Origin of the sequence: Flagellimonas onchidii (assembly GCF_004804315.1) — a bacterium.
Lineage (GTDB): Bacteria > Bacteroidota > Bacteroidia > Flavobacteriales > Flavobacteriaceae > Flagellimonas > Flagellimonas onchidii.
Genome location: NZ_SRXX01000012.1, coordinates 15385 through 33788, shown reverse-complemented (window position 1 = coordinate 33788; position 18404 = coordinate 15385). Strand labels below are relative to the sequence as shown.

Sequence of the window (18404 nt, the reverse complement as noted above, 5' to 3'; positions counted from 1 at the left end):
TCATTTGATGGACAAGAAATACGATATAGAAAAAACTGAAGCCGAATGGAAAGCTGAACTTTCCCCGGAAGAATATTACGTGCTACGTCGAAAAGGAACCGAAAGACCGCATACGGGTGAGTTTAACCTTCATTTTAAAAATGGGGATTATCACTGTAAGGCTTGTAATGCAAAACTGTTCAAAAGTGACCACAAATTCGAAAGTGGCTGCGGTTGGCCTTCCTTTGATCAAGCTGTTGAAGGAGCTATTGAATACATTCGTGACACTTCGCATGGCATGATTCGTACAGAAACGGTCTGTGCCAACTGTGGTAGTCATTTAGGTCATGTGTTTAACGACGGCCCAATGGAAACTACAGGACAACGGTATTGTATAAATTCAATCAGTATTGGTTTTAATCCGGAGGAAGAATGAGCTTCCCAGAAAACTACCTTAAAAGTGCCATTTTTGAATTCCAACGGTATAAAAACATGGGAGATAAAACCTTTGCACAGCTTTCCGATGAGGACATTCTTTGGAAATACAAAGAAACGGACAATTCCATCTCAATCATTGTGAAGCATATGGTTGGAAATATGCTAAGCAGATGGACCAATTTCTTAACAGAGGATGGTGAAAAATCGTGGCGTAATCGAGAAATGGAGTTTGAAGGTGATTACTCATCCAAAACCGAAATGCTCCAGGCTTGGGAAAAGGGCTGGAAATGCCTTTTTGATGCTTTAAAAAGTATCGATTCCTCAAATTTCGATACCAAAATCAGGATAAGATCTGAGCATCATACCATTGCTGAAGCGGTTAACCGACAATTGGCCCATTATGCAAGCCATGTTGGCCAAATTGCCTTCGTGGGACGTATGATTAAAGGTGCCGATTGGGTTTCTCTATCCATACCGAAAGGAGGCTCAGAGGCTTTTAACAAAAGGATGTTCGGCAATTCCAATTCCTGATTTCTTCCCGTTCACAATTCCGTAAAGTCAAGTCTTGGTAAATGGTTTTCGAATTGCGTATTTTTGCACTTCATTTTTAACAACTAAAATCAAAAACTAATGAGCAACTTCGATGTAATTGTTTTGGGTAGTGGTCCTGGAGGATATGTAACAGCAATCAGAGCTGCGCAACTCGGATTCAAAACAGCCGTTGTGGAAAAGGAAAGTTTGGGAGGTGTATGTCTTAATTGGGGCTGTATTCCAACAAAAGCATTGTTAAAGTCCGCTCAGGTTTTTGAATATCTGAAACATGCCGAAGATTATGGTTTGAACGCCAAAAAAGTGGAGCATGATTTTGATGCCGTGGTCAAAAGAAGTCGAGGTGTTGCCGATGGCATGAGCAAGGGTATTCAATTTTTGATGAAGAAAAACAAAATCGAAGTCCTCAACGGTTTTGGAAAAATACAACCTGGTAAAAAAATATTGGTCAAAGGTGAGCATGGCGATACCGCAGAATATTCAGCCAATCACATCATAATCGCAACCGGAGCGAGAAGTCGTGAATTGCCAAGTCTTCAACAAGACGGCAAAAAAGTTATCGGTTACCGTGAAGCCATGTCCCTGGACAAGCAGCCCAAGAAAATGATTGTTGTTGGTAGTGGTGCCATTGGAGTGGAATTTGCATATTTCTATAACTCAATGGGAACAGAGGTCACAGTTGTGGAATATCTCCCAAATATTGTACCAGTTGAGGACCAAGATGTATCCAAACAATTGGAAAGAAGCTTTAAAAAAGCTGGAATAAAAATTAAAACTTCTGCTGAGGTAACCCATGTAGACACATCAGGCGACGGCGTAAAAGCTACTATAAAAACCTCAAAGGGAGAGGAAATTCTCGAAGCTGATGTTGTTCTTTCTGCTGTAGGCATTAAAACCAATATTGAAAACATCGGATTGGAAGACGTTGGCATCGCAGTTGACAGAGACAAAATTTTGGTCAATGATTATTATCAAACCAATATTCCGGGATATTATGCCATCGGTGATGTTACACCTGGACAGGCATTGGCGCACGTTGCTTCTGCGGAAGGAATTCTTTGTGTTGAAAAAATAGCAGGAATGCATGTAGAAGCACTTGATTATGGAAATATTCCTGGATGTACCTACTGTATCCCTGAAGTTGCTTCTGTAGGATTGACCGAAAAGCAGGCTAAAGAACAAGGCTATGACATCAAGGTTGGTAAATTTCCGTTTTCAGCTAGTGGAAAAGCAAAGGCAGCTGGAACTCCCGACGGTTTTGTTAAGGTAATTTTCGATTCTAAGTACGGAGAGTGGCTAGGTTGCCATATGATTGGTGTCGGGGTTACCGATATGATCGCCGAAGCGGTTGTAGCACGAAAGCTGGAGACTACTGGGCATGAAATCTTGAAGGCAGTGCACCCCCACCCAACTATGAGTGAGGCGGTAATGGAAGCTGTAGCCGATGCCTACGATGAAGTAATCCATCTATAGCCGTATGCTAAAATTATTTAGATTAACAGCCATTTTGGAGGGGATATCTTATCTCCTCCTATTTGGTTTCACAATGCCTCTAAAATATTGGGCAGGTATCTTTGAGCCCAATAAAATTATTGGTTACATCCATGGGGTACTATTCATCGCTTATGTAGTTATTGCCCTCGTATTTTGTTGGGAAAACAAATGGAGCATTAAACGGTTTATTATCCTGTTCATAGCGTCACTGTTGCCGTTCGGAACATTTTATGCAGATAAGAAATACTTAAAAAACGCTACGATTTAGTCTTCAACGAGTTTATATATTGAACCGTCAAAGGCGCAGATGTAGAGTTCATTATCATTATCTACTCCAAAAGAGGAAATGTTTAGGTTTGAATTCAGTAGAAGTTGATTATCTGGACTACCAGTATCAGACTCTAATGCCCAAATACGCCCATCTACAAAATCAGCATAAATGTATTTATCTCTTAAAGATGGTGTTTGATTACCGCGATAGACATAACCACCAGTAATAGATTGATCATTTCCATTGTGGGCATATTCAAAAATAGGTTCAACTAACCCCGAGTCATCACAGTCACCCGAAAAGCAAAAGGTACCTTCGAACCGTTTCCATCCATAATTACCGCCAGCACTGACGATGTTTACTTCCTCTCTCTCATCTTGTCCTACATCCCCAGACCAAAGATTGTTGGTTTGTGGATCAAAACTCATTCGCCAAGGGTTTCGCAATCCATAGGCATAAATTTCCCCACGCATATTATCCAGTCCCAAAAATGGGTTACTTCGTGGAATTGCATAATTCAATCCATTAGAGGTCGTATTTACGTCTATACGCAACACCGCACCCAACAAATTGGAAAGGTCTTGGGCATTATTGTCAGGGTCACCTCCCGAACCACCATCACCCGAAGCAATGTAAAGATATCCATCTGGTCCAAAAGCCAATTGCCCTCCATTGTGGTTGGTGAAAGGTTGTGGAATTTCCAGTAAAACAAGCTCAGAGTTTGGGTCGGCCATATTCGGATTGCCAGAAGAAACTTGAAAACGTGAGGTCACTGATAAACCCGCATTTGGCGTATAATTAACGTAAAAATATCCGTTTGAATCAAAATCAGGATGGAACACCAAACCCAATAATCCCTGCTCATTCGCATTGGTATTGATTTTGGTGCTGATATCTAGGAATGTTTCTGAACTGGTTGTGTTTTCATCATTTTGAAAAACCTTGATGGTTCCGCCTTGCTCAGCTATAAAAATTCGGTCACTCCCATCCAATGGGCTTTGAAAATCCAAAGGTCTAGAAAATGCCAGGTTTGGAAACGCATTAGAGAGAGAATACGTAATTCCGGAGGTGTCGTCCGATGAGTTATCATCACTTCCGCAAGCCAAAAAAAGTAATAGAATGGTAATGAGAGATGGGGTTAACTTTTTCATATCCAATGACATTGGGGTTATAAAAGATACGAAAAATAATCCCTTATTGGTTGTTAAAGGATTCTCTAAAAGCTCCGAATGGCCAAATCATAGCTTTGAAGACCAAATCCAAGGATGACACCCTTTGCTCCCGAAGAAATATAAGAAACATGCCTGAAATCTTCACGCTTATGGGTATTGGAAATGTGTACTTCCACTACAGGAGTGTTAATGGCCTTTACAGCATCTCCCAATCCCACTGAGGTGTGCGTATAGGAGGCCGCATTTAAAACAATACCATCATAATCAAAACCCACTTCTTGAAGCTTATCTATCAATTCCCCTTCAATATTGGATTGAAAATATTCCAAATGCAGGTCGGGAAATTTTTTTTGAAGTTGATTAAAGTAGTCTTCAAAAGTAGCATTCCCGTAAATTTCTGGTTCTCGTTTACCCAATAAGTTCAAATTGGGACCGTTGATGATCATTATTTTCATGACAGCAAAAATACAACAAAAAGGAAAGGACGGAGAAATCCGCCCTTTTTACTGTCCTGTAACTTTTTATTTGTCGTTTTTGATAAATTAGAACAAAAACAAAATGCCGATTGTCGCAATAGAAAAGGAGATATTATCTTCTACCACCATATACGAAACATTGAGTTCTGTGTTACCCGTTATATTGTAGCCCACCGAAGGTCGGTAATATAATCCACCGTCCATACCCTCGCTAATACCAACAGCATAGCCGGCATCGCCTCCAAACTTAAAATGATAGGTGGGATAAATGCGTACGGAAGCTGCCAATGGCACAAACTGAAAGTCTTCAAACTCACTTTGAACAGTAATGTTACCTACAGATGCTTCCTGGGTATCACCAAAAGCGTTGATAAACCCAGTGGCCAGACCTACATCCAATAACTCAGAAACTCCCCAGTGGTAATTTGCATCAAACCCAATACTAAAACTGGAGACATCGGCGGCATCTCCGACAGGGATACCTGCATTTAAACCTGCTTTAAAATTGCTTCTGTCCACTTGCGCTTGGGTAACAAAAGTCATTAGAATCAAAAAAATACCTGTGGCAATTAGTTTTTTCATGGTTGGATAAGGTTTTTAGACTGTTAAAACGTAACCTAATCAAAAAAAGTATCAGAAGTTGTCTAAACACTATGAGGCGAAAACTTGTGTCGTTTTGTTAACCAATCTATATTCTGTCATTTCCAATACTCATTTTTGTTTCTATTTTTAGCAAATGAATTGGAATCAATCCTTACAAGATTACCAGCATTATTTGAAGATTGAACGAGGCCTCTCAGATAATTCCGTATTGGGCTATTCGCAAGATCTTCAGAAACTGATAAATTATCTTGAATCTTATGAAATTTCGGATTCTCCAATTCAAATTACACAGGAGACCGTTCAAAAATTCATTTACGATATTGCAAAGCTTGTCAATCCTAGATCCCAAGCTAGAATTATTTCGTCATTGAAAGGTTTTTTTAATTATTTGGTATTTGAAGATTACCGCGTGGACAATCCTATGGATCTTATTGAAAGTCCAAAAATTGGAAGAAAACTACCCGATACACTTTCTACCGATGAAATCAACAAACTCATTGGTGCCATAGACCTCTCAAAACCAGAAGGGGAAAGAAACAGGGCTATTTTGGAAACCCTCTACGGTTGTGGTCTGAGGGTGTCGGAACTTATTAATCTAAAACTTTCTGACCTGTTCTTTGATGAAGGGTTCATCAATGTCACCGGTAAAGGCAATAAACAAAGATTTGTGCCCATAAGCTCAATAAATAAAAAATACATCAATATTTATAGAAGCGAAATTAGAGTGCACTTAAAGGTTGAAAAAGAACACCAAGATTTTCTTTTTTTGAACAGAAGAGGCAAGCAACTCACTAGGGCCATGATATTTACCATTATTAAACGCCTTGCTGAAGAAATCGACTTGAAAAAGAATATTAGTCCTCACACATTTAGACATTCATTTGCTACGCATCTTTTGGAGAATGGAGCGGACTTGAGGGCCATTCAACAAATGTTGGGTCATTCTAGCATTACTACCACCGAAATCTATATGCATGTGAACCGCCAACATTTAGCAGATATTTTAAGTGCATTCCATCCAAGAAAATAAGGGAATTTTCAGAATTTAAGCTAAGTAACCGTCTCAGCCTCTTTTGAAACTTTATCTTGCTTTTTAAAAGGCCTGATGATAAGCCTCGCCTCACGATCAAAACGGATATAATTATAGACCCAATTGATGAAGACCACTACCCTATTTCTAAAACCAATCAAAAAGTAGAGATGTACAAACATCCATACAAACCATGCAAAAACGCCTTGAAACTTGAATCTCGGAAGGTCACATACCGCCTTGTTACGACCCACAGTGGCCATGTTTCCTTTATCCCTGTAAACAAAAGCTTTCAAAGGCTTGTTCTCAATAAGTCTTATAAGGTTTTCTCCTAATTTTTCTCCTTGTTGAATTGCGGGTTGGGCCATCATAGGATGTCCATTGGGAAAAGCTTCTGTTTCCATGTGCGCTATATCACCAATGGCAAAAATTTCTTCAAACCCCTCTACCTGATTATAGCGGTTTACTTTTAATCTATTCCCCCTACAAAGTAACTCTTTTGCATCGAGTCCTTTTATTCCCGCTGCCTGTACTCCAGCGGCCCACACCAGGGTTGCAGACTCAAAAACTAAATCTTGATCCGTGGCTACATGTTTGCCATCATAATCCGTGACCCTTACATTTTTCCAAACATTTACCCCCAGCTTCTCCAAAAACCGTTCGGCCTTGCTAGAAGCTATCTCGCTCATCGCTGGAAGAATCCTGTCACCACCTTGAACCAAATTGATTTGAGCTCTTCGTGTATCCAAATCAGGATAGTCCTTTGGTAAAATTCCTTTCTTTATTTCCGCTAAAGCGCCGGCCAATTCCACACCCGTGGGACCACCCCCAACAATCACAAAATTCATCAAGGCGTCACGTTCATGCAGGTCATCTGTAAGCAATGCCTGCTCAAAATTTTCCAAAATTAGACTTCTTAGGTTCAAAGATTGTGGAACGGTCTTCATGGCCATTCCATTTTCTTCGATATTTTTATTTCCGAAGAAATTGGTTTTAGAACCCGTTGCAACCACCAAATAATCGTAAGCGATACTGCCTATATTGGTTTCCACCTTTCGGTTATCCGTAATAACCTGAAATACTTCCGCCAAGCGAAAATAAAAATGTGGATATCCTTGTAATACCTTTCGAATGGGATAAGCGATGGAATCGGGCTCCAATCCTCCCGTAGAAACTTGATATAAAAGTGGCTGAAATGTATGGTAATTGTGCTTGTCCAATAACACTACCTGAACCTCTTTTTTGGATAATTTTTTAGCTAGGGCAATGCCCCCGAACCCCCCTCCGATAATAACGATTCTGGGCAGGCTCGACTGTGGAATATTCATACTTGACATCTATACAAATTTACGCATTCCATGCTTGGAAATACTGGTTTGGAATGGCTTTTTAGTATATTTAAATCTTGACTAACGAAAACAAAACAATATGAAATCATCACACTTTTTAAGTGGGCTAATTGCTTTATTACCCTTATTGGGTTTTGCTCAAAAGGACAACAGCGTTGTGCTGAAGGACTTGACATCCAAAACACAGAAATATGGCGATATCGCCCATCAAATTTGGAATCTTGCCGAAATGGGCTATTTGGAAGAAAAGAGCTCTCAATTACTGCAAAAAACACTCTCAGATGCTGGTTTCGCAATTGAGAAAGGGGTTGCAGGCATACCCACTGCATTTATTGCAGAATATGGCTCTGGATTCCCGGTAATCGCTGTATTGGGTGAATACGATGCCTTGCCCGGATTGTCACAACAAGCCGTTGCGGAAAAAAAATCGGCGAATAAGGCTGCGGGACATGCCTGCGGTCACCATCTTTTTGGCACTGCTTCAACTGCCGCCGCCATTGCTGTCAAAGATTGGATGAAAAAAAATAAGGTAAAAGGCACCATTCGTTTCTATGGTTGTCCAGCTGAAGAAGGGGGGTCTGGAAAAGTTTATATGGTACGTGAAGGCTTATTTAACGATGTGGACGTGGCCTTGCATTGGCACCCAGGGGCACAGAATTCGGCAAATGCAGGTGCTGCTCTAGCCAACAAATCAGCCAAGTTTCGATTTTATGGAACTTCGGCCCATGCCGCAGGAGCACCAGAAATGGGACGTTCGGCACTCGATGGTGTTGAAGCCATGAATGTCATGGTAAATATGATGCGGGAACATATTCCGCAAGAAGCAAGAATTCATTATGTGATAACCGATGGTGGAAAAGCCCCCAATGTGGTTCCCAACTTTGCAGAAGTCTACTATTATGCCCGCCATGGTAAAAGAGACGTTGTAATTGATATTTTTGACCGCATTGTGAAAGCCGCTGAGGGAGCGGCCCTTGGAACGGGTACTACAATGGATTTTGAAATGATTGGAGGAACCCATGAACTTTTGCCCAATCTTACACTTCAAAAGCTCGTGCATGATAATTTATCAAAAGTGGGTGGAATGACATATAGCAACGAAGAGAAAGCTTTTGCTGAAAAAATAGCCAAGAGCTTTGGCTATGGGAAATTGGATATTGAAAAAGCTACGGATATCCAACCCTACAAGGAAAAAGCTCGCGCTTATGGCTCCACAGACGTTGGTGATGTCAGTTTTGCAGTGCCAACCGTTGGCATGCGAGCCGCTACTTGGGTACCGGGAACCCCTGCCCATAGTTGGCAAGCTATTGCAGCAGGAGGAACTTCCATTGGAACAAAGGGTATGATGATTGCTGCAAAAACACTGACCCTAACAGCCATGGATCTATTTAAAAACCCAAAAATAGTCGAAGAAGCCCAGCTGGAGTTCAATAATCGCAGAGGGAAGGATTTTGAATACATTCCTTTACTTGGGGATAGACCGCCTGCCCTGGATTACAGAAAATAGAAGTTTACCTAAAAATGCTGTAACAAAAATCCATTTCTAAATACATATACTGCAAACTTACCAGCCATAGTGAACAAAGAATTGGAACATCGTTTTGTGACGGAACTTGAGAACAATCAGAATATTGTTCATAAGGTTTGTAGTCTTTACACCAATGATAGGGACTCACATAATGATTTATTCCAAGAAATCACTATACAGTTATGGAAGGCATATCCAAAGTTTAGAGGGGATGCCAAATTTAGCACATGGATGTACAGAGTAGCCTTAAATACTGCGATTACCTTATACAGAAAATCAAAGAAGAGGGTACAGACACAAGATTACGATTCGGTAATTTTTAAAATAAAGGCCGACGAATATGATGACACCGAAGAAAAGCAATTAAAGTTGATGTACAAAGCCGTAAGACAATTGGGCGATATTGATAAAGCTTTGGTCTTTTTGTATTTGGAAGACAAGGATTATTCCGAAATATCAGAAACCCTGGGTATTACCGAAGTAAATGCCCGGGTGAAGATGAATAGAGTAAAAAACAAATTAAGAACCATACTAAACCCCTGAGTCATGGTGGATGAATTGGAGCTTTTAAAAAAGGATTGGCAGAAAAAGGCGGAGCATTTGCCCAAACTGTCATATGATGAGATTTATCAGATGATTTGGAAGAAATCATCTTCCATTGTTAAATGGATATTTTATATCAGTATTATAGAATTTGTGGTTCCCCACTTATTATACCTCATTCCGTCGATGCGGAATAATATGAATCTAGATGCTGATTTGGGAATTACCAAAATTGTTATTGGAGTTACCGTTGTGCAATACACGGTAATCTTATACTTCATTTACCTCTTTTACAAAAGATATAAGGAAATCTCAGTGCTGGATAATGCAAAACAGCTTACCCAAAACATTTTAAATACTAGAAAAACGGTAAAACATTATGTGATTTTCTCTTTATCAATGATTTTGTTCACGTTTTTGATGATAGCCGTAGGAGTCTATTTCAATGACGGTCTACTTGACTCACTGGAACTAGGTGAAAGACTATCCAATGTCCCACGTGAAAAAGTTAGATGGATACTGATGGCAATATTTGCCGTTTTTGGAGTAGTGGTAACTTTCGTTTTTGGAGGAATTTATTTCCTGCTCTACGGATTACTCACTCGAAAACTGCGAAAAAATTATAGGGAACTTCAAAAACTAGAAGTCTAATCCCCCTTATAACTATATCTTCTTTTCTGATGCTCAGCTTCGTAAGCAGCTAGTTCCTCTTTTGGAATAACCTTTAAAAAAGATGGGTGCTGTTCTATAGCATATTCCAATTTTTCCAGTATGGAGTCAATGGATTCATTGTCATAATCTATCTCCAAAGGTGGTTTTATGTGCATTGATTGGAGTATCCCCTTTTTCTTAACACGAAGTCCTTTTTTATCGAACGACCGTCTGAAACCATCAATTACTACAGGAACAACCACAGGTTTATATCGTTTTATAATATGTGCCGTACCCTTTCGAAGGGGTTTCCAAGGTGTGGTTGTCCCCTGTGGAAAGGTGATTACCCAGCCATCATTTAAAGCCTTCGCAATATTGCTAATGTCACTGAATTTGACCTGTCTGTTCACATCTTGGCCATCAGCTCTCCATGTTCTTTCAATACTAATGGATCCTGCATAGGCCAAAATCTTGGTCAATAGGCTCTTTTTCATGGTTTCCTTAGCCGCAACATAGTAGATATTAAGTTTCGGATTCCATAAATAACCAAGATTCTTGATATTATCGTCCCTGCCTTTTAAACTGGCATTAAATACATGGAACATAGCAACAACATCGGCAAAATAGGTTTGATGATTACTAACAAAAAGAACGTTAGAATCTGGTAAATCCCGAATCACCTGAGATCCTTCAATTTCCAACTTATTAAACCCTTTATAACGCTGATGGGTAATCGACCCCGCTATACGAATCAACCATTTTTTTAAAAACAGAATATGACCAAAAGGATTTTCTTTAAACAGCCCCATACCTAATACATTCGCGGCTAATTTACAAAATCAACATCAAAGCACCTGTTCCAAAAGTTCTTTGATCTCACTCATCATCATAGCTGTGGCTCCCCAGACCGTATAACCATTTAATCTATAAGCGGGTACATCAATGCTTTTGGCGTATGACGTGGTAAGATTTTCTTGGATATGATTCGAATTGTCCATAAAATCCTTCAAATATACCTCAACCAAAGACTCTACTTCTGCTTCTTGAATCTCAAAAGGCAAAGGGTTTTGGTAGATTCCAATAAATGGACTTACCATAAAATTGCTTGGAGGAATGTATACCTCGCTCAACTCTTTTAAAACCTCAACTGCATCGGGGGGTACACCTACTTCTTCATGCGTTTCGCGAAGCGCTGTTGCCAAAATATCAGTATCCTCCCGTTCTACTTTCCCCCCTGGAAAACCAATCTGATTGGAATGTACGCCATTATATGTCTTCCGAAGAATCAATAATAACCGTGTTTCAAAATCCATATCAGGATAGAACAACGCCATTACTCCTGCCCTTTTGGGGTTCATTTTACGAATTTCATTGGATTTTAGCCATTGGACACGCATTGCAGGTGACATTTTATGATGCGATTCCTCCCCGGGAAGTGGGAGTTTTTTTATTTTTAAAACCTGTTGATAAAATTCTTTAAAATCCATGTTTTTAAAACAAGCAGCTTTAACTACAAGTATACTATTATTTTTTCTGGCATCCTGTGCCGATTCTCCCAAAAAGAAAGCACCAAACACTGAAGAAGCGGTTGCTAAAATTGATTCAATTCCTAAAAAAGAAGAAATTGTCGAAGAGGAGAAAGAAGAAGCATTTGTTCTCAACGAGGAAAACGCAATCGACTTCTTTTTCACATACGCCAAAGAGGTCAAAGAAAATAAAGTAAAACTTACTACAAACATGGGTAGTTTCACGGTACAACTCTATGACAATGTTCCTTATCACAAAGCCAATTTCATCTATTTGACCCGTAAGGGGTACTTTGACAATACCCAATTTCATCGCGTTGTAAAGGATTTTATCATACAAGGTGGCAATTCTGATGATAAAGAGACGGCCAAAAAGAGAAGGCTCATAGGTCGTTATCTTCTACCGCCTGATGCCAAAAAAGGGCATAAGCACCACCGGGGAACCATTTCAATGCCCAGTAGCGAAAGAAATAATCCGCATAAATTGGCATCTCCATATGAGTTTTTTATCGTTGTTACCAAACCCGGTTCTTACCATTTAGATGGTTCCTATACTCCTTTTGGAAAAGTGATAGAGGGTATGGATGTAGTGGACGCCATCAACAATGTTCCCGTAGGTGATGGTGATTGGCCATGGCAAAATGTCTATATCTTGAAAGCAGAAGTGCTTTGATCAAGCTTCTTTTTTGTAAATGTTCGGTAGACGAATATTGAATCGCACGGCTAAAATCCGAAGCGTGATCACCAACAGTATAGCTGCTATATAAGCGTAGCCTTCGGATATAGGAAATTTTATGAAAAGAAAATAGCTAAACCCACCTGCGATACAGGCCGTAGCATAGATTTCTTTTCTAAAAATCACTGGAATCTCATTGCAAAGAATATCCCTGATCACACCACCAAAACTTGCGGTCATCGTTCCCAAAGCTACGCACATCACAGGCGAAAGACCTGCTTGAATGCCTTTTTCGACACCGACCATGGTATATAATCCAATACCAATGGTATCGAACAAAAACAAAGATTTTCTAAAGTATTTTAGTTGATTGACAAACAGAATCCCAAAAACCACAGTAATAAAAATAGTGCTTACATAGGTCAAGTCACGCATCCAAACTACAGGAGTATTTCCAATTAACAAATCTCGAAGTGTTCCTCCACCAATTGCCGTAACAAAAGCAATAATCAAGACCCCAAACAAATCCAATCGTTTTTCCATTGCCACCAATACTCCAGATAGTGCAAAGGCCACGGTTCCCAAAATGTCTATAGCTTGGTAAAACATTTTTACATTTTTTGGGTGTAATAGTTGTAATCTTTGATTACAACATCAACAAAATCAACAGGTTTTAAAGTGGTATTGATTCCGGTCACTTCCTTGATACGTTTGTCCAACGATAAAATCACATTATGGTTGCCATTATATCTCGATTTATCGAACAACTCTTTAACGGTCTGCATTTCTGAATCTTTAAATACGGTAACCTGAGGAAATTGAGGCTTATAATCTTCTGGCAATTCACGTAGTAAGGTATCTCTAAGTGAAACTCTTTTTTTCTCACTGATAACCGTAGTGCCAGCCGCAATATCTCCAATACGCTGTCCTTTTCCTCTAATTAAAATGGTGAGTACCGCGGCACCACCAGATGTTAGCGAAACATCAATGATTCGGAGCACCCATCGTACAAAATAATTGGCAAAGCTTGGTTTTGACCCATCCAATTTTACCACTCGTAAAGACATGATGCCCTTCCCAATAGTTTTACCATCTGAGAAAGTCTCGAAAAGCAAATAGTACAAGAATGCAGGTAATGACAATACCAAGTAATAGCTCCATTGGTCAAATAAATCAATATCCAACGAAGCCAACAAAATAAAAATCAAAACAATGTAAACGGTAATCACAAAGCTATCAATAATATATGCTAGCATTCGTTCTCCCAAGTTGGAAGTGTTTTGGTTGATGGTTATATTTTGGGCCGTTTCTATTTGAAATTGATCCATATTTTAGTTTCTTTACTTTTAAACCAAAATTTTTAATGCGAGAGGCTGCTTTTGTAAAGCAAAATAAAGATAAATGGGCCGCTTTTGAAAATGTCTTGAACAATCAGGGACAACTCAGACCTGACGAACTTTCCGACCTCTATGTTGAGATTACAGATCACCTTAGTTATGCCAAGACCTTTTATCCCAAAAGCAACACCGAATTTTATCTAAACGCCCTTGCCTCTCAAGCGCATCAAAAAATCTATAAAACCAAACGGGAATCCAAGAACCGTATTGTAAGTTTTTGGAAAACGGAATTCCCTTCGATGTTCCATGCACACCATCGCGAGTTGTTGATTGCTTTTTTAGTGTTCGCATTTTTTTCCATTGTCGGTGCATTTTCTGCGGCCAATGAAGGGGATTTTGTTCGATCTATACTTGGTGATGGCTATGTAAACATGACCCTAGAAAATATTGAAAAAGGTGATCCAATGGCCGTATATAAACAGCAGGGGGAGTTCAATATGTTTTTAGGTATTACCATCAATAACATAAAGGTGGCTGTTTACGCTTTTGCTTTCGGAATATTTTTAGGGATTGGAACCTTGATGGTCATGTTGCAAAATGGTATCATGCTTGGTAGCTTTCAGTACTTTTTTTATGAAAAAGGCCTACTTTGGGAATCAGTTCGAACCATATGGATACATGGTACTATTGAAATTTCCGTAATTATAATTGCAGGGTGTGCAGGTCTGGTCATGGCAAATGGTATACTTTTTCCTGGCACCTACACTCGGCTGGAATCTTTCAAAAGAGGTGTGAAAAATGGTCTAAAAATTATGGTAAGTACGGTGCCTTTTTTTTTAGTCGCAGGTTTTTTGGAAGGATTTGTAACCCGTCACACCGAAATGCCCGATTGGCTCGCAATTTTAATTATTGGCGGCTCTTTGTTGCTAATCATATACTACTACATTATTTACCCTAACCAATTCAAAAGAAAAGCAAAACATGCAGAAACAACAATACATTGAGTTTAAGAAACAAAGGGAATTGGGAGAAATCCTAACGGACTCCCTGTCCTTTATACGCAATGAGTTTAAACCATTTTTTCAAACTATTTTCAAGATTGTAGGCCCCTTTATTCTTGTGATGCTTGTTTCAATGGCATTTTACATGTATACGGTCGGGGATATTTTTAATATCAGTGTCACCGAGAACTCGTTTAACGCATTTTCACCGGTGATTATGATAATTGCCGTTTTTGCAATGTTCTTGAGTATGGTTGCAGCTTATGTATTGGCACATGCCACTGTGCTTTATTATATAAAATCCTATATGGAGAATCAAGGAAATACCGTTTATGAGGATATCCGTTCCGCAGTATACAGCTCCTTCTGGCCTTTTATTGGTCTCGGCTTTTTGGTTGGACTATCAGTAGGTATTGGTTTTTTGTTTTGTTTTATTCCTGGAATCTATCTTGCCATTCCGCTTTCAGTCAGTTTTGCGATAATGGTTTTTTTGAAAAAGGACGTGATGGATTCATATCAATACAGTTTTACGCTGATCAAGGATAATTGGTGGATCACCTTTGCTACTTTATTAATTGTATACATTATAGTTCTTGTTGCGACTTATGCGCTTAGTTTACCGGCAGTTCTATATATGTGGGTAAAGATGGGAGTGTTTTCTGGGGAAATGGATGCTGAAAACTTAAATATTTTCAACGACCCTATTTATTTATTGATGAACATATTAAGTACGCTAGTTCAATTTTTAATGAACATAATTCTTGTGGTAACCACCACTTTTATTTTCTTCAACCTTAATGAGAAAAAGAACTTTACAGGCACATTTGAACGTATCGGAAATCTTGGAAAATCGGTAGAAGAATAAATGCATAAAATTTTTCTTTTTGGGTGCTTTTTATTGACTTGGTTTGGGGTTATGCCCCAAAATGACTCTATTATAAAGTATGACAAGTCGACAATTGATGCTTTGGAAATCACCCAAGAAAATCTGCAGCAATATTTAGATGACGAAAAATTCAATTATGAGGTGGTCAAAACCGAAAATACCTGGTGGGATGGCGTAAAAAATTGGTTCTACAACCTGTTTAGACGCCTTTTTGAATGGTTGTTTGGAGTGGAAGAAGCGGTAGGATATTTAGCAAGTTTTTTAAGAATAGTGCCCTATATCTTATTGGCTTTGTTGCTTTTTCTTGTCATCCGTTTTTTTATCAAAGCCAATACACGGGCTATGATTTATAGTAAAGAAAACCCAAATTTGGTTACCCTATCAGAAGAAGAACGGATCATTAAAACAGAGGACATCCAGCAGCTAATCCAAGAAGCATTGGCCCATAAAAACTACCGCTTGGCCGTGCGGTATTATTATCTGTCTATCTTAAAGCTCTTGTCTGAAAGAGAGCTTATTGATTGGCAACTACAAAAAACCAATGACGACTACATCTCCGAACTGTCCGAAAGCAGCTTAAAAGCTGCATTCAGCAAAGCTACCTTGCTGTATGATTATGTGTGGTATGGTGAGTTTCATATAGGCCAAGAGCGGTATAACAACGCTGAACTCATTTTTGAGTCGCTAAAAAGTAAAATTGCGACCAATGCTTAAAAAGGGAAAAATCTATATCATTATAAGCATCCTCACCGTAGGATTGTTGCTATTGGTAGAGTATAACAAACCCAAAAGAGTCAATTGGTTTCCTTCATACGTGTCGCATCATAAAATCCCTTATGGCACTTATGTGCTCAACGATTTATTGACCCATTTTTTCCAAGACAAGGTTCATCAAATTCAAAAACCGCCTTTTGAACTATTGAATCGTACTGATACGTTAAGCGGCACTTATTTTTTTGCCAACCAATCCGTAAGTTTTGGAGAATCGGAGCTTCACGCTTTGTTGGAATGGGTCGATCAGGGCAACACTGCATTTATCGCATCCGAAAGTTTCGATCAGCAATTATTAGATACATTACATCTAGATTTAGAAAGTATTTATAACGACAGCCAACTTACTCCAACGTTTTACCATCAATTGGTAAATCCGAATTTAGACACCCGCTCTTATGCTTTCCAAAAAGATTATTATCATACCACTTTTAATCCAATAGATACTTTGAACACTACTGTTTTAGCAGAAGTTTTCATCAAAGAAGATAGCACAGAAACCGCAATCAAGAACATCGATTTGGTCAAACAACGTTTTGGGAACGGGACATTCATACTGTCAAGTTTTCCGAAAGCCTTTACCAATTATTTTATACTCAAAGATGACAACCGCAATTATACCGCTGGGGTTTTATCGTATTTGGATGATAGTAACAACATCTTTGTGGATAATTACCATAAGTCTGGCAAATCATTTTACACCTCTCCCATGTACCTCTTTTTAAATACAAAAGAGTTCAAATGGGCTTATTATCTGGTGCTCATTGCCGTCTTGCTTTATGTGGTTTTTGAAGGGAAAAGGAAGCAACGAGCCATTCCTGTAATCACTCCCTTAAAAAACCAGACCTTGGCATTTACCCGCACCATAGCGGATATGTATTTTGAAAAAGGGCAACAAAAACAAATCACGGAACATAAAATCTCATATTTTTTAGAATACATCCGATCTAGGTTACACATGTCAACACAGCAATTGGATGAAATTTTTATGAAAAACCTCTCTGTTCGAAGCAATAATATATTGGAAGACACAAAAGATTTATTTGGATTGATAAAAAGCCTTCAATCCAAAAGCAACACAACAAATTCCGAATTGGAGCAATTAAACAAAAAAATAGAAGCATTTAAAGCAAAGGTTGATGGAAAATAACGATTTGAACTTTGATAACCGGGTTCCTTTGGAGGAACTTAAAAATACGGTTGAAGCCATAAAAAAAGAGCTGGCAACGGTTATAGTTGGGCAACAAAACTTTATTGATTTACTGATAGTTTCCGTTTTGGTCGACGGGCATGCCCTTATTGAAGGTGTACCTGGGGTTGCCAAGACCATTACAGCCAAATTGTTTGCCAAAACCTTGAAAACAGGGTTCAGTCGTATTCAATTTACACCCGACCTTATGCCCAGTGATATTTTGGGAACTTCCATTTTCAACGTCCAAAACTCGTCGTTTGAATTTAAAAAAGGGCCAATATTTTCAAATGTTATCCTTATTGACGAAATCAACCGTGCTCCAGCCAAAACCCAAGCTGCCCTTTTTGAGACCATGGAAGAAAGACAGGTGACCATGGATGGCACTACCTATAAGATGGCCGAACCATTTATGGTCTTGGCCACGCAAAACCCCATAGAGCAAGAAGGCACTTATGCTCTTCCTGAAGCGCAATTGGATCGTTTCCTTTTTAAGATCAAGGTAGATTACCCATCCACGGAAGAAGAGGTGAAAATTATCCTGACCCATCACGAAAGAAAGGGAGAGAAACCTCAAGATAAAATTACCCCAGTGCTTACGCCTAAAAAATTGGCTGAGTTCAAGAAGAACATCCACGACATTATTGTGGAAGAAAAAATAATTATATACATCGCAAACATCATCACAAATACCCGTAATCATCCACATCTATATTTAGGAGCATCCCCAAGGGCATCCATTGCCACCTTGGCCGCCTCAAAAGCCTTTGCCGCTATCGCAGGAAGGGATTTTGTAATCCCCGAAGATGTAAAAAAAGCATTGGCTCCAGTACTCAACCACAGGGTCATTCTCACCCCTGAAAGAGAAATGGAGGGCATGACCACAGAGAATGTGGTAAATATGATTATGGAATCCGTGGAAGTTCCCCGATAAG

The 18404-nt window shown here is 39.2% G+C and carries 22 protein-coding genes; 14 read left to right on the top strand and 8 right to left on the bottom strand.

Annotated features, from left to right (window positions below):
- Positions 1 to 7 precede the first annotated feature (7 nt).
- The 4 genes from msrB to E4661_RS13180 all read left to right on the top strand — a co-directional run bounded on the left by msrB (position 8) and on the right by E4661_RS13180 (position 2728).
- A complete protein-coding gene (gene msrB / locus E4661_RS13195; RefSeq protein WP_136467926.1) occupies positions 8 to 415 on the top strand; it encodes a peptide-methionine (R)-S-oxide reductase MsrB in 408 nt (135 codons plus the stop codon).
- Positions 412 to 948 carry a DUF1572 family protein gene (locus E4661_RS13190; protein ID WP_136467925.1) on the top strand — a complete coding sequence of 179 codons (537 nt, stop codon included), beginning with the start codon at positions 412 to 414 and terminating at the stop codon, positions 946 to 948. The genes msrB and E4661_RS13190 overlap by 4 nt, the downstream gene beginning before the upstream one ends.
- 99 nt (positions 949 to 1047) lie before the next feature.
- Entirely contained in the window at positions 1048 to 2439 is a 1392-nt protein-coding gene (lpdA, locus tag E4661_RS13185) for a dihydrolipoyl dehydrogenase (RefSeq protein ID WP_136467924.1), read from the top strand.
- A gap of 4 nt (positions 2440 to 2443) precedes the next feature.
- Positions 2444 to 2728: a DUF3817 domain-containing protein gene (locus E4661_RS13180; RefSeq protein ID WP_136467923.1), complete on the top strand. Its 285-nt coding sequence runs from the start codon at positions 2444 to 2446 to the stop codon at positions 2726 to 2728.
- Here E4661_RS13180 and E4661_RS13175 read toward each other — a convergent pair.
- The 3 genes from E4661_RS13175 to E4661_RS13165 all read right to left on the bottom strand — a co-directional run bounded on the left by E4661_RS13175 (position 2725) and on the right by E4661_RS13165 (position 4961).
- Complete coding sequence (locus tag E4661_RS13175; protein ID WP_136467922.1) at positions 2725 to 3882, bottom strand: PQQ-dependent sugar dehydrogenase; 1158 nt, start codon at positions 3880 to 3882, stop codon at positions 2725 to 2727. The genes E4661_RS13180 and E4661_RS13175 overlap by 4 nt on opposite strands.
- Before the next feature lie 65 nt (positions 3883 to 3947).
- On the bottom strand, positions 3948 to 4358 hold the full coding sequence (gene aroQ, locus E4661_RS13170; protein ID WP_136467921.1) for a type II 3-dehydroquinate dehydratase: 411 nt from the start codon (positions 4356 to 4358) through the stop codon (positions 3948 to 3950).
- Positions 4359 to 4445: 87 nt separating this feature from the next.
- Positions 4446 to 4961 (bottom strand): hypothetical protein, encoded by a 516-nt coding sequence (locus E4661_RS13165; RefSeq protein WP_136467920.1) that lies wholly within the window; start codon positions 4959 to 4961, stop codon positions 4446 to 4448.
- A 154-nt stretch (positions 4962 to 5115) separates the two neighbouring features.
- Between E4661_RS13165 and xerD the strand changes: the two genes are divergently transcribed.
- The gene (xerD, locus tag E4661_RS13160) at positions 5116 to 6012 is read left to right on the top strand and encodes a site-specific tyrosine recombinase XerD (RefSeq protein WP_136467919.1); all 897 of its coding nucleotides are present in this window, start codon (positions 5116 to 5118) and stop codon (positions 6010 to 6012) included.
- Between the two features lie 20 nt (positions 6013 to 6032).
- Here xerD and E4661_RS13155 read toward each other — a convergent pair whose 3' ends face one another.
- A complete protein-coding gene (locus E4661_RS13155) occupies positions 6033 to 7340 on the bottom strand; it encodes an NAD(P)/FAD-dependent oxidoreductase (RefSeq protein WP_136468031.1) in 1308 nt (435 codons plus the stop codon).
- A gap of 100 nt (positions 7341 to 7440) precedes the next feature.
- Here E4661_RS13155 and E4661_RS13150 point away from each other — a divergent pair, with 100 nt between their 5' ends.
- The 3 genes from E4661_RS13150 to E4661_RS13140 all read left to right on the top strand — a co-directional run bounded on the left by E4661_RS13150 (position 7441) and on the right by E4661_RS13140 (position 10083).
- A complete protein-coding gene (locus tag E4661_RS13150) occupies positions 7441 to 8868 on the top strand; it encodes an amidohydrolase (protein ID WP_136467918.1) in 1428 nt (475 codons plus the stop codon).
- 69 nt (positions 8869 to 8937) lie between these two features.
- Positions 8938 to 9432, top strand: a complete 495-nt coding sequence (locus tag E4661_RS13145) for an RNA polymerase sigma factor (RefSeq protein ID WP_136467917.1) — start codon at positions 8938 to 8940, stop codon at positions 9430 to 9432.
- A gap of 3 nt (positions 9433 to 9435) precedes the next feature.
- Positions 9436 to 10083 carry a hypothetical protein gene (locus E4661_RS13140; RefSeq protein WP_136467916.1) on the top strand — a complete coding sequence of 216 codons (648 nt, stop codon included), beginning with the start codon at positions 9436 to 9438 and terminating at the stop codon, positions 10081 to 10083.
- On the opposite strand, the gene E4661_RS13135 is transcribed toward E4661_RS13140, so the two are convergent.
- Both E4661_RS13135 and E4661_RS13130 read right to left on the bottom strand, forming a co-directional pair.
- Entirely contained in the window at positions 10080 to 10892 is an 813-nt protein-coding gene (locus tag E4661_RS13135; RefSeq protein WP_136467915.1) for a lysophospholipid acyltransferase family protein, read from the bottom strand. The two genes, E4661_RS13140 and E4661_RS13135, sit on opposite strands and share 4 nt — an antisense overlap.
- 36 nt (positions 10893 to 10928) lie before the next feature.
- Positions 10929 to 11570 carry an NUDIX hydrolase gene (locus E4661_RS13130; protein ID WP_136467914.1) on the bottom strand — a complete coding sequence of 214 codons (642 nt, stop codon included), beginning with the start codon at positions 11568 to 11570 and terminating at the stop codon, positions 10929 to 10931.
- On the opposite strand from E4661_RS13130, the gene E4661_RS13125 reads away from it, so the two are divergent.
- Positions 11569 to 12282 (top strand): peptidylprolyl isomerase, encoded by a 714-nt coding sequence (locus E4661_RS13125; RefSeq protein WP_136467913.1) that lies wholly within the window; start codon positions 11569 to 11571, stop codon positions 12280 to 12282. The genes E4661_RS13130 and E4661_RS13125 overlap by 2 nt on opposite strands.
- Here E4661_RS13125 and E4661_RS13120 read toward each other — a convergent pair whose 3' ends face one another.
- Entirely contained in the window at positions 12283 to 12894 is a 612-nt protein-coding gene (locus E4661_RS13120; RefSeq protein WP_136467912.1) for a trimeric intracellular cation channel family protein, read from the bottom strand.
- Positions 12895 to 12896: 2 nt separating this feature from the next.
- Entirely contained in the window at positions 12897 to 13613 is a 717-nt protein-coding gene (locus tag E4661_RS13115; RefSeq protein WP_136467911.1) for an RDD family protein, read from the bottom strand.
- Positions 13614 to 13648: 35 nt separating this feature from the next.
- Here E4661_RS13115 and E4661_RS13110 point away from each other — a divergent pair, with 35 nt between their 5' ends.
- The 5 genes from E4661_RS13110 to E4661_RS13090 are packed head-to-tail and all read left to right on the top strand — an operon-like array spanning position 13649 to position 18403.
- Complete coding sequence (locus E4661_RS13110; RefSeq protein WP_136467910.1) at positions 13649 to 14626, top strand: stage II sporulation protein M; 978 nt, start codon at positions 13649 to 13651, stop codon at positions 14624 to 14626.
- Complete coding sequence (locus E4661_RS13105) at positions 14604 to 15488, top strand: hypothetical protein (RefSeq protein WP_136467909.1); 885 nt, start codon at positions 14604 to 14606, stop codon at positions 15486 to 15488. The genes E4661_RS13110 and E4661_RS13105 overlap by 23 nt, the downstream gene beginning before the upstream one ends.
- Entirely contained in the window at positions 15489 to 16223 is a 735-nt protein-coding gene (locus E4661_RS13100) for a DUF4129 domain-containing protein (RefSeq protein ID WP_136467908.1), read from the top strand. It abuts the gene before it with no gap.
- Positions 16216 to 17430 (top strand): DUF4350 domain-containing protein, encoded by a 1215-nt coding sequence (locus tag E4661_RS13095; protein WP_136467907.1) that lies wholly within the window; start codon positions 16216 to 16218, stop codon positions 17428 to 17430. Before E4661_RS13100 ends, E4661_RS13095 begins: the two co-directional genes overlap by 8 nt.
- Positions 17420 to 18403, top strand: a complete 984-nt coding sequence (locus E4661_RS13090) for an AAA family ATPase (RefSeq protein ID WP_205728963.1) — start codon at positions 17420 to 17422, stop codon at positions 18401 to 18403. Before E4661_RS13095 ends, E4661_RS13090 begins: the two co-directional genes overlap by 11 nt.
- Position 18404 lies beyond the last annotated feature (1 nt).

What these genes read in the sequence shown, in the direction of transcription:
- msrB (WP_136467926.1), top strand. Translation starts at nt 8, where the DNA reads ATGGACAAGAAATACGATATAGAAAAAACTGAAGCCGAATGGAAAGCT.
- E4661_RS13130 (WP_136467914.1), bottom strand. Translation starts at nt 11,570, where the DNA reads ATGGATTTTAAAGAATTTTATCAACAGGTTTTAAAAATAAAAAAACTC.
- aroQ (WP_136467921.1), bottom strand. Translation starts at nt 4,358, where the DNA reads ATGAAAATAATGATCATCAACGGTCCCAATTTGAACTTATTGGGTAAA.
- E4661_RS13140 (WP_136467916.1), top strand. Translation starts at nt 9,436, where the DNA reads ATGGTGGATGAATTGGAGCTTTTAAAAAAGGATTGGCAGAAAAAGGCG.
- E4661_RS13125 (WP_136467913.1), top strand. Translation starts at nt 11,569, where the DNA reads ATGTTTTTAAAACAAGCAGCTTTAACTACAAGTATACTATTATTTTTT.
- E4661_RS13110 (WP_136467910.1), top strand. Translation starts at nt 13,649, where the DNA reads ATGCGAGAGGCTGCTTTTGTAAAGCAAAATAAAGATAAATGGGCCGCT.
- E4661_RS13120 (WP_136467912.1), bottom strand. Translation starts at nt 12,894, where the DNA reads ATGTTTTACCAAGCTATAGACATTTTGGGAACCGTGGCCTTTGCACTA.
- E4661_RS13165 (WP_136467920.1), bottom strand. Translation starts at nt 4,961, where the DNA reads ATGAAAAAACTAATTGCCACAGGTATTTTTTTGATTCTAATGACTTTT.
- E4661_RS13105 (WP_136467909.1), top strand. Translation starts at nt 14,604, where the DNA reads ATGCAGAAACAACAATACATTGAGTTTAAGAAACAAAGGGAATTGGGA.
- E4661_RS13190 (WP_136467925.1), top strand. Translation starts at nt 412, where the DNA reads ATGAGCTTCCCAGAAAACTACCTTAAAAGTGCCATTTTTGAATTCCAA.
- E4661_RS13135 (WP_136467915.1), bottom strand. Translation starts at nt 10,892, where the DNA reads ATGGGGCTGTTTAAAGAAAATCCTTTTGGTCATATTCTGTTTTTAAAA.
- E4661_RS13100 (WP_136467908.1), top strand. Translation starts at nt 15,489, where the DNA reads ATGCATAAAATTTTTCTTTTTGGGTGCTTTTTATTGACTTGGTTTGGG.
- E4661_RS13155 (WP_136468031.1), bottom strand. Translation starts at nt 7,340, where the DNA reads ATGAATATTCCACAGTCGAGCCTGCCCAGAATCGTTATTATCGGAGGG.
- E4661_RS13150 (WP_136467918.1), top strand. Translation starts at nt 7,441, where the DNA reads ATGAAATCATCACACTTTTTAAGTGGGCTAATTGCTTTATTACCCTTA.
- E4661_RS13095 (WP_136467907.1), top strand. Translation starts at nt 16,216, where the DNA reads ATGCTTAAAAAGGGAAAAATCTATATCATTATAAGCATCCTCACCGTA.
- E4661_RS13115 (WP_136467911.1), bottom strand. Translation starts at nt 13,613, where the DNA reads ATGGATCAATTTCAAATAGAAACGGCCCAAAATATAACCATCAACCAA.
- E4661_RS13180 (WP_136467923.1), top strand. Translation starts at nt 2,444, where the DNA reads ATGCTAAAATTATTTAGATTAACAGCCATTTTGGAGGGGATATCTTAT.
- xerD (WP_136467919.1), top strand. Translation starts at nt 5,116, where the DNA reads ATGAATTGGAATCAATCCTTACAAGATTACCAGCATTATTTGAAGATT.
- E4661_RS13175 (WP_136467922.1), bottom strand. Translation starts at nt 3,882, where the DNA reads ATGAAAAAGTTAACCCCATCTCTCATTACCATTCTATTACTTTTTTTG.
- E4661_RS13090 (WP_205728963.1), top strand. Translation starts at nt 17,420, where the DNA reads ATGGAAAATAACGATTTGAACTTTGATAACCGGGTTCCTTTGGAGGAA.
- lpdA (WP_136467924.1), top strand. Translation starts at nt 1,048, where the DNA reads ATGAGCAACTTCGATGTAATTGTTTTGGGTAGTGGTCCTGGAGGATAT.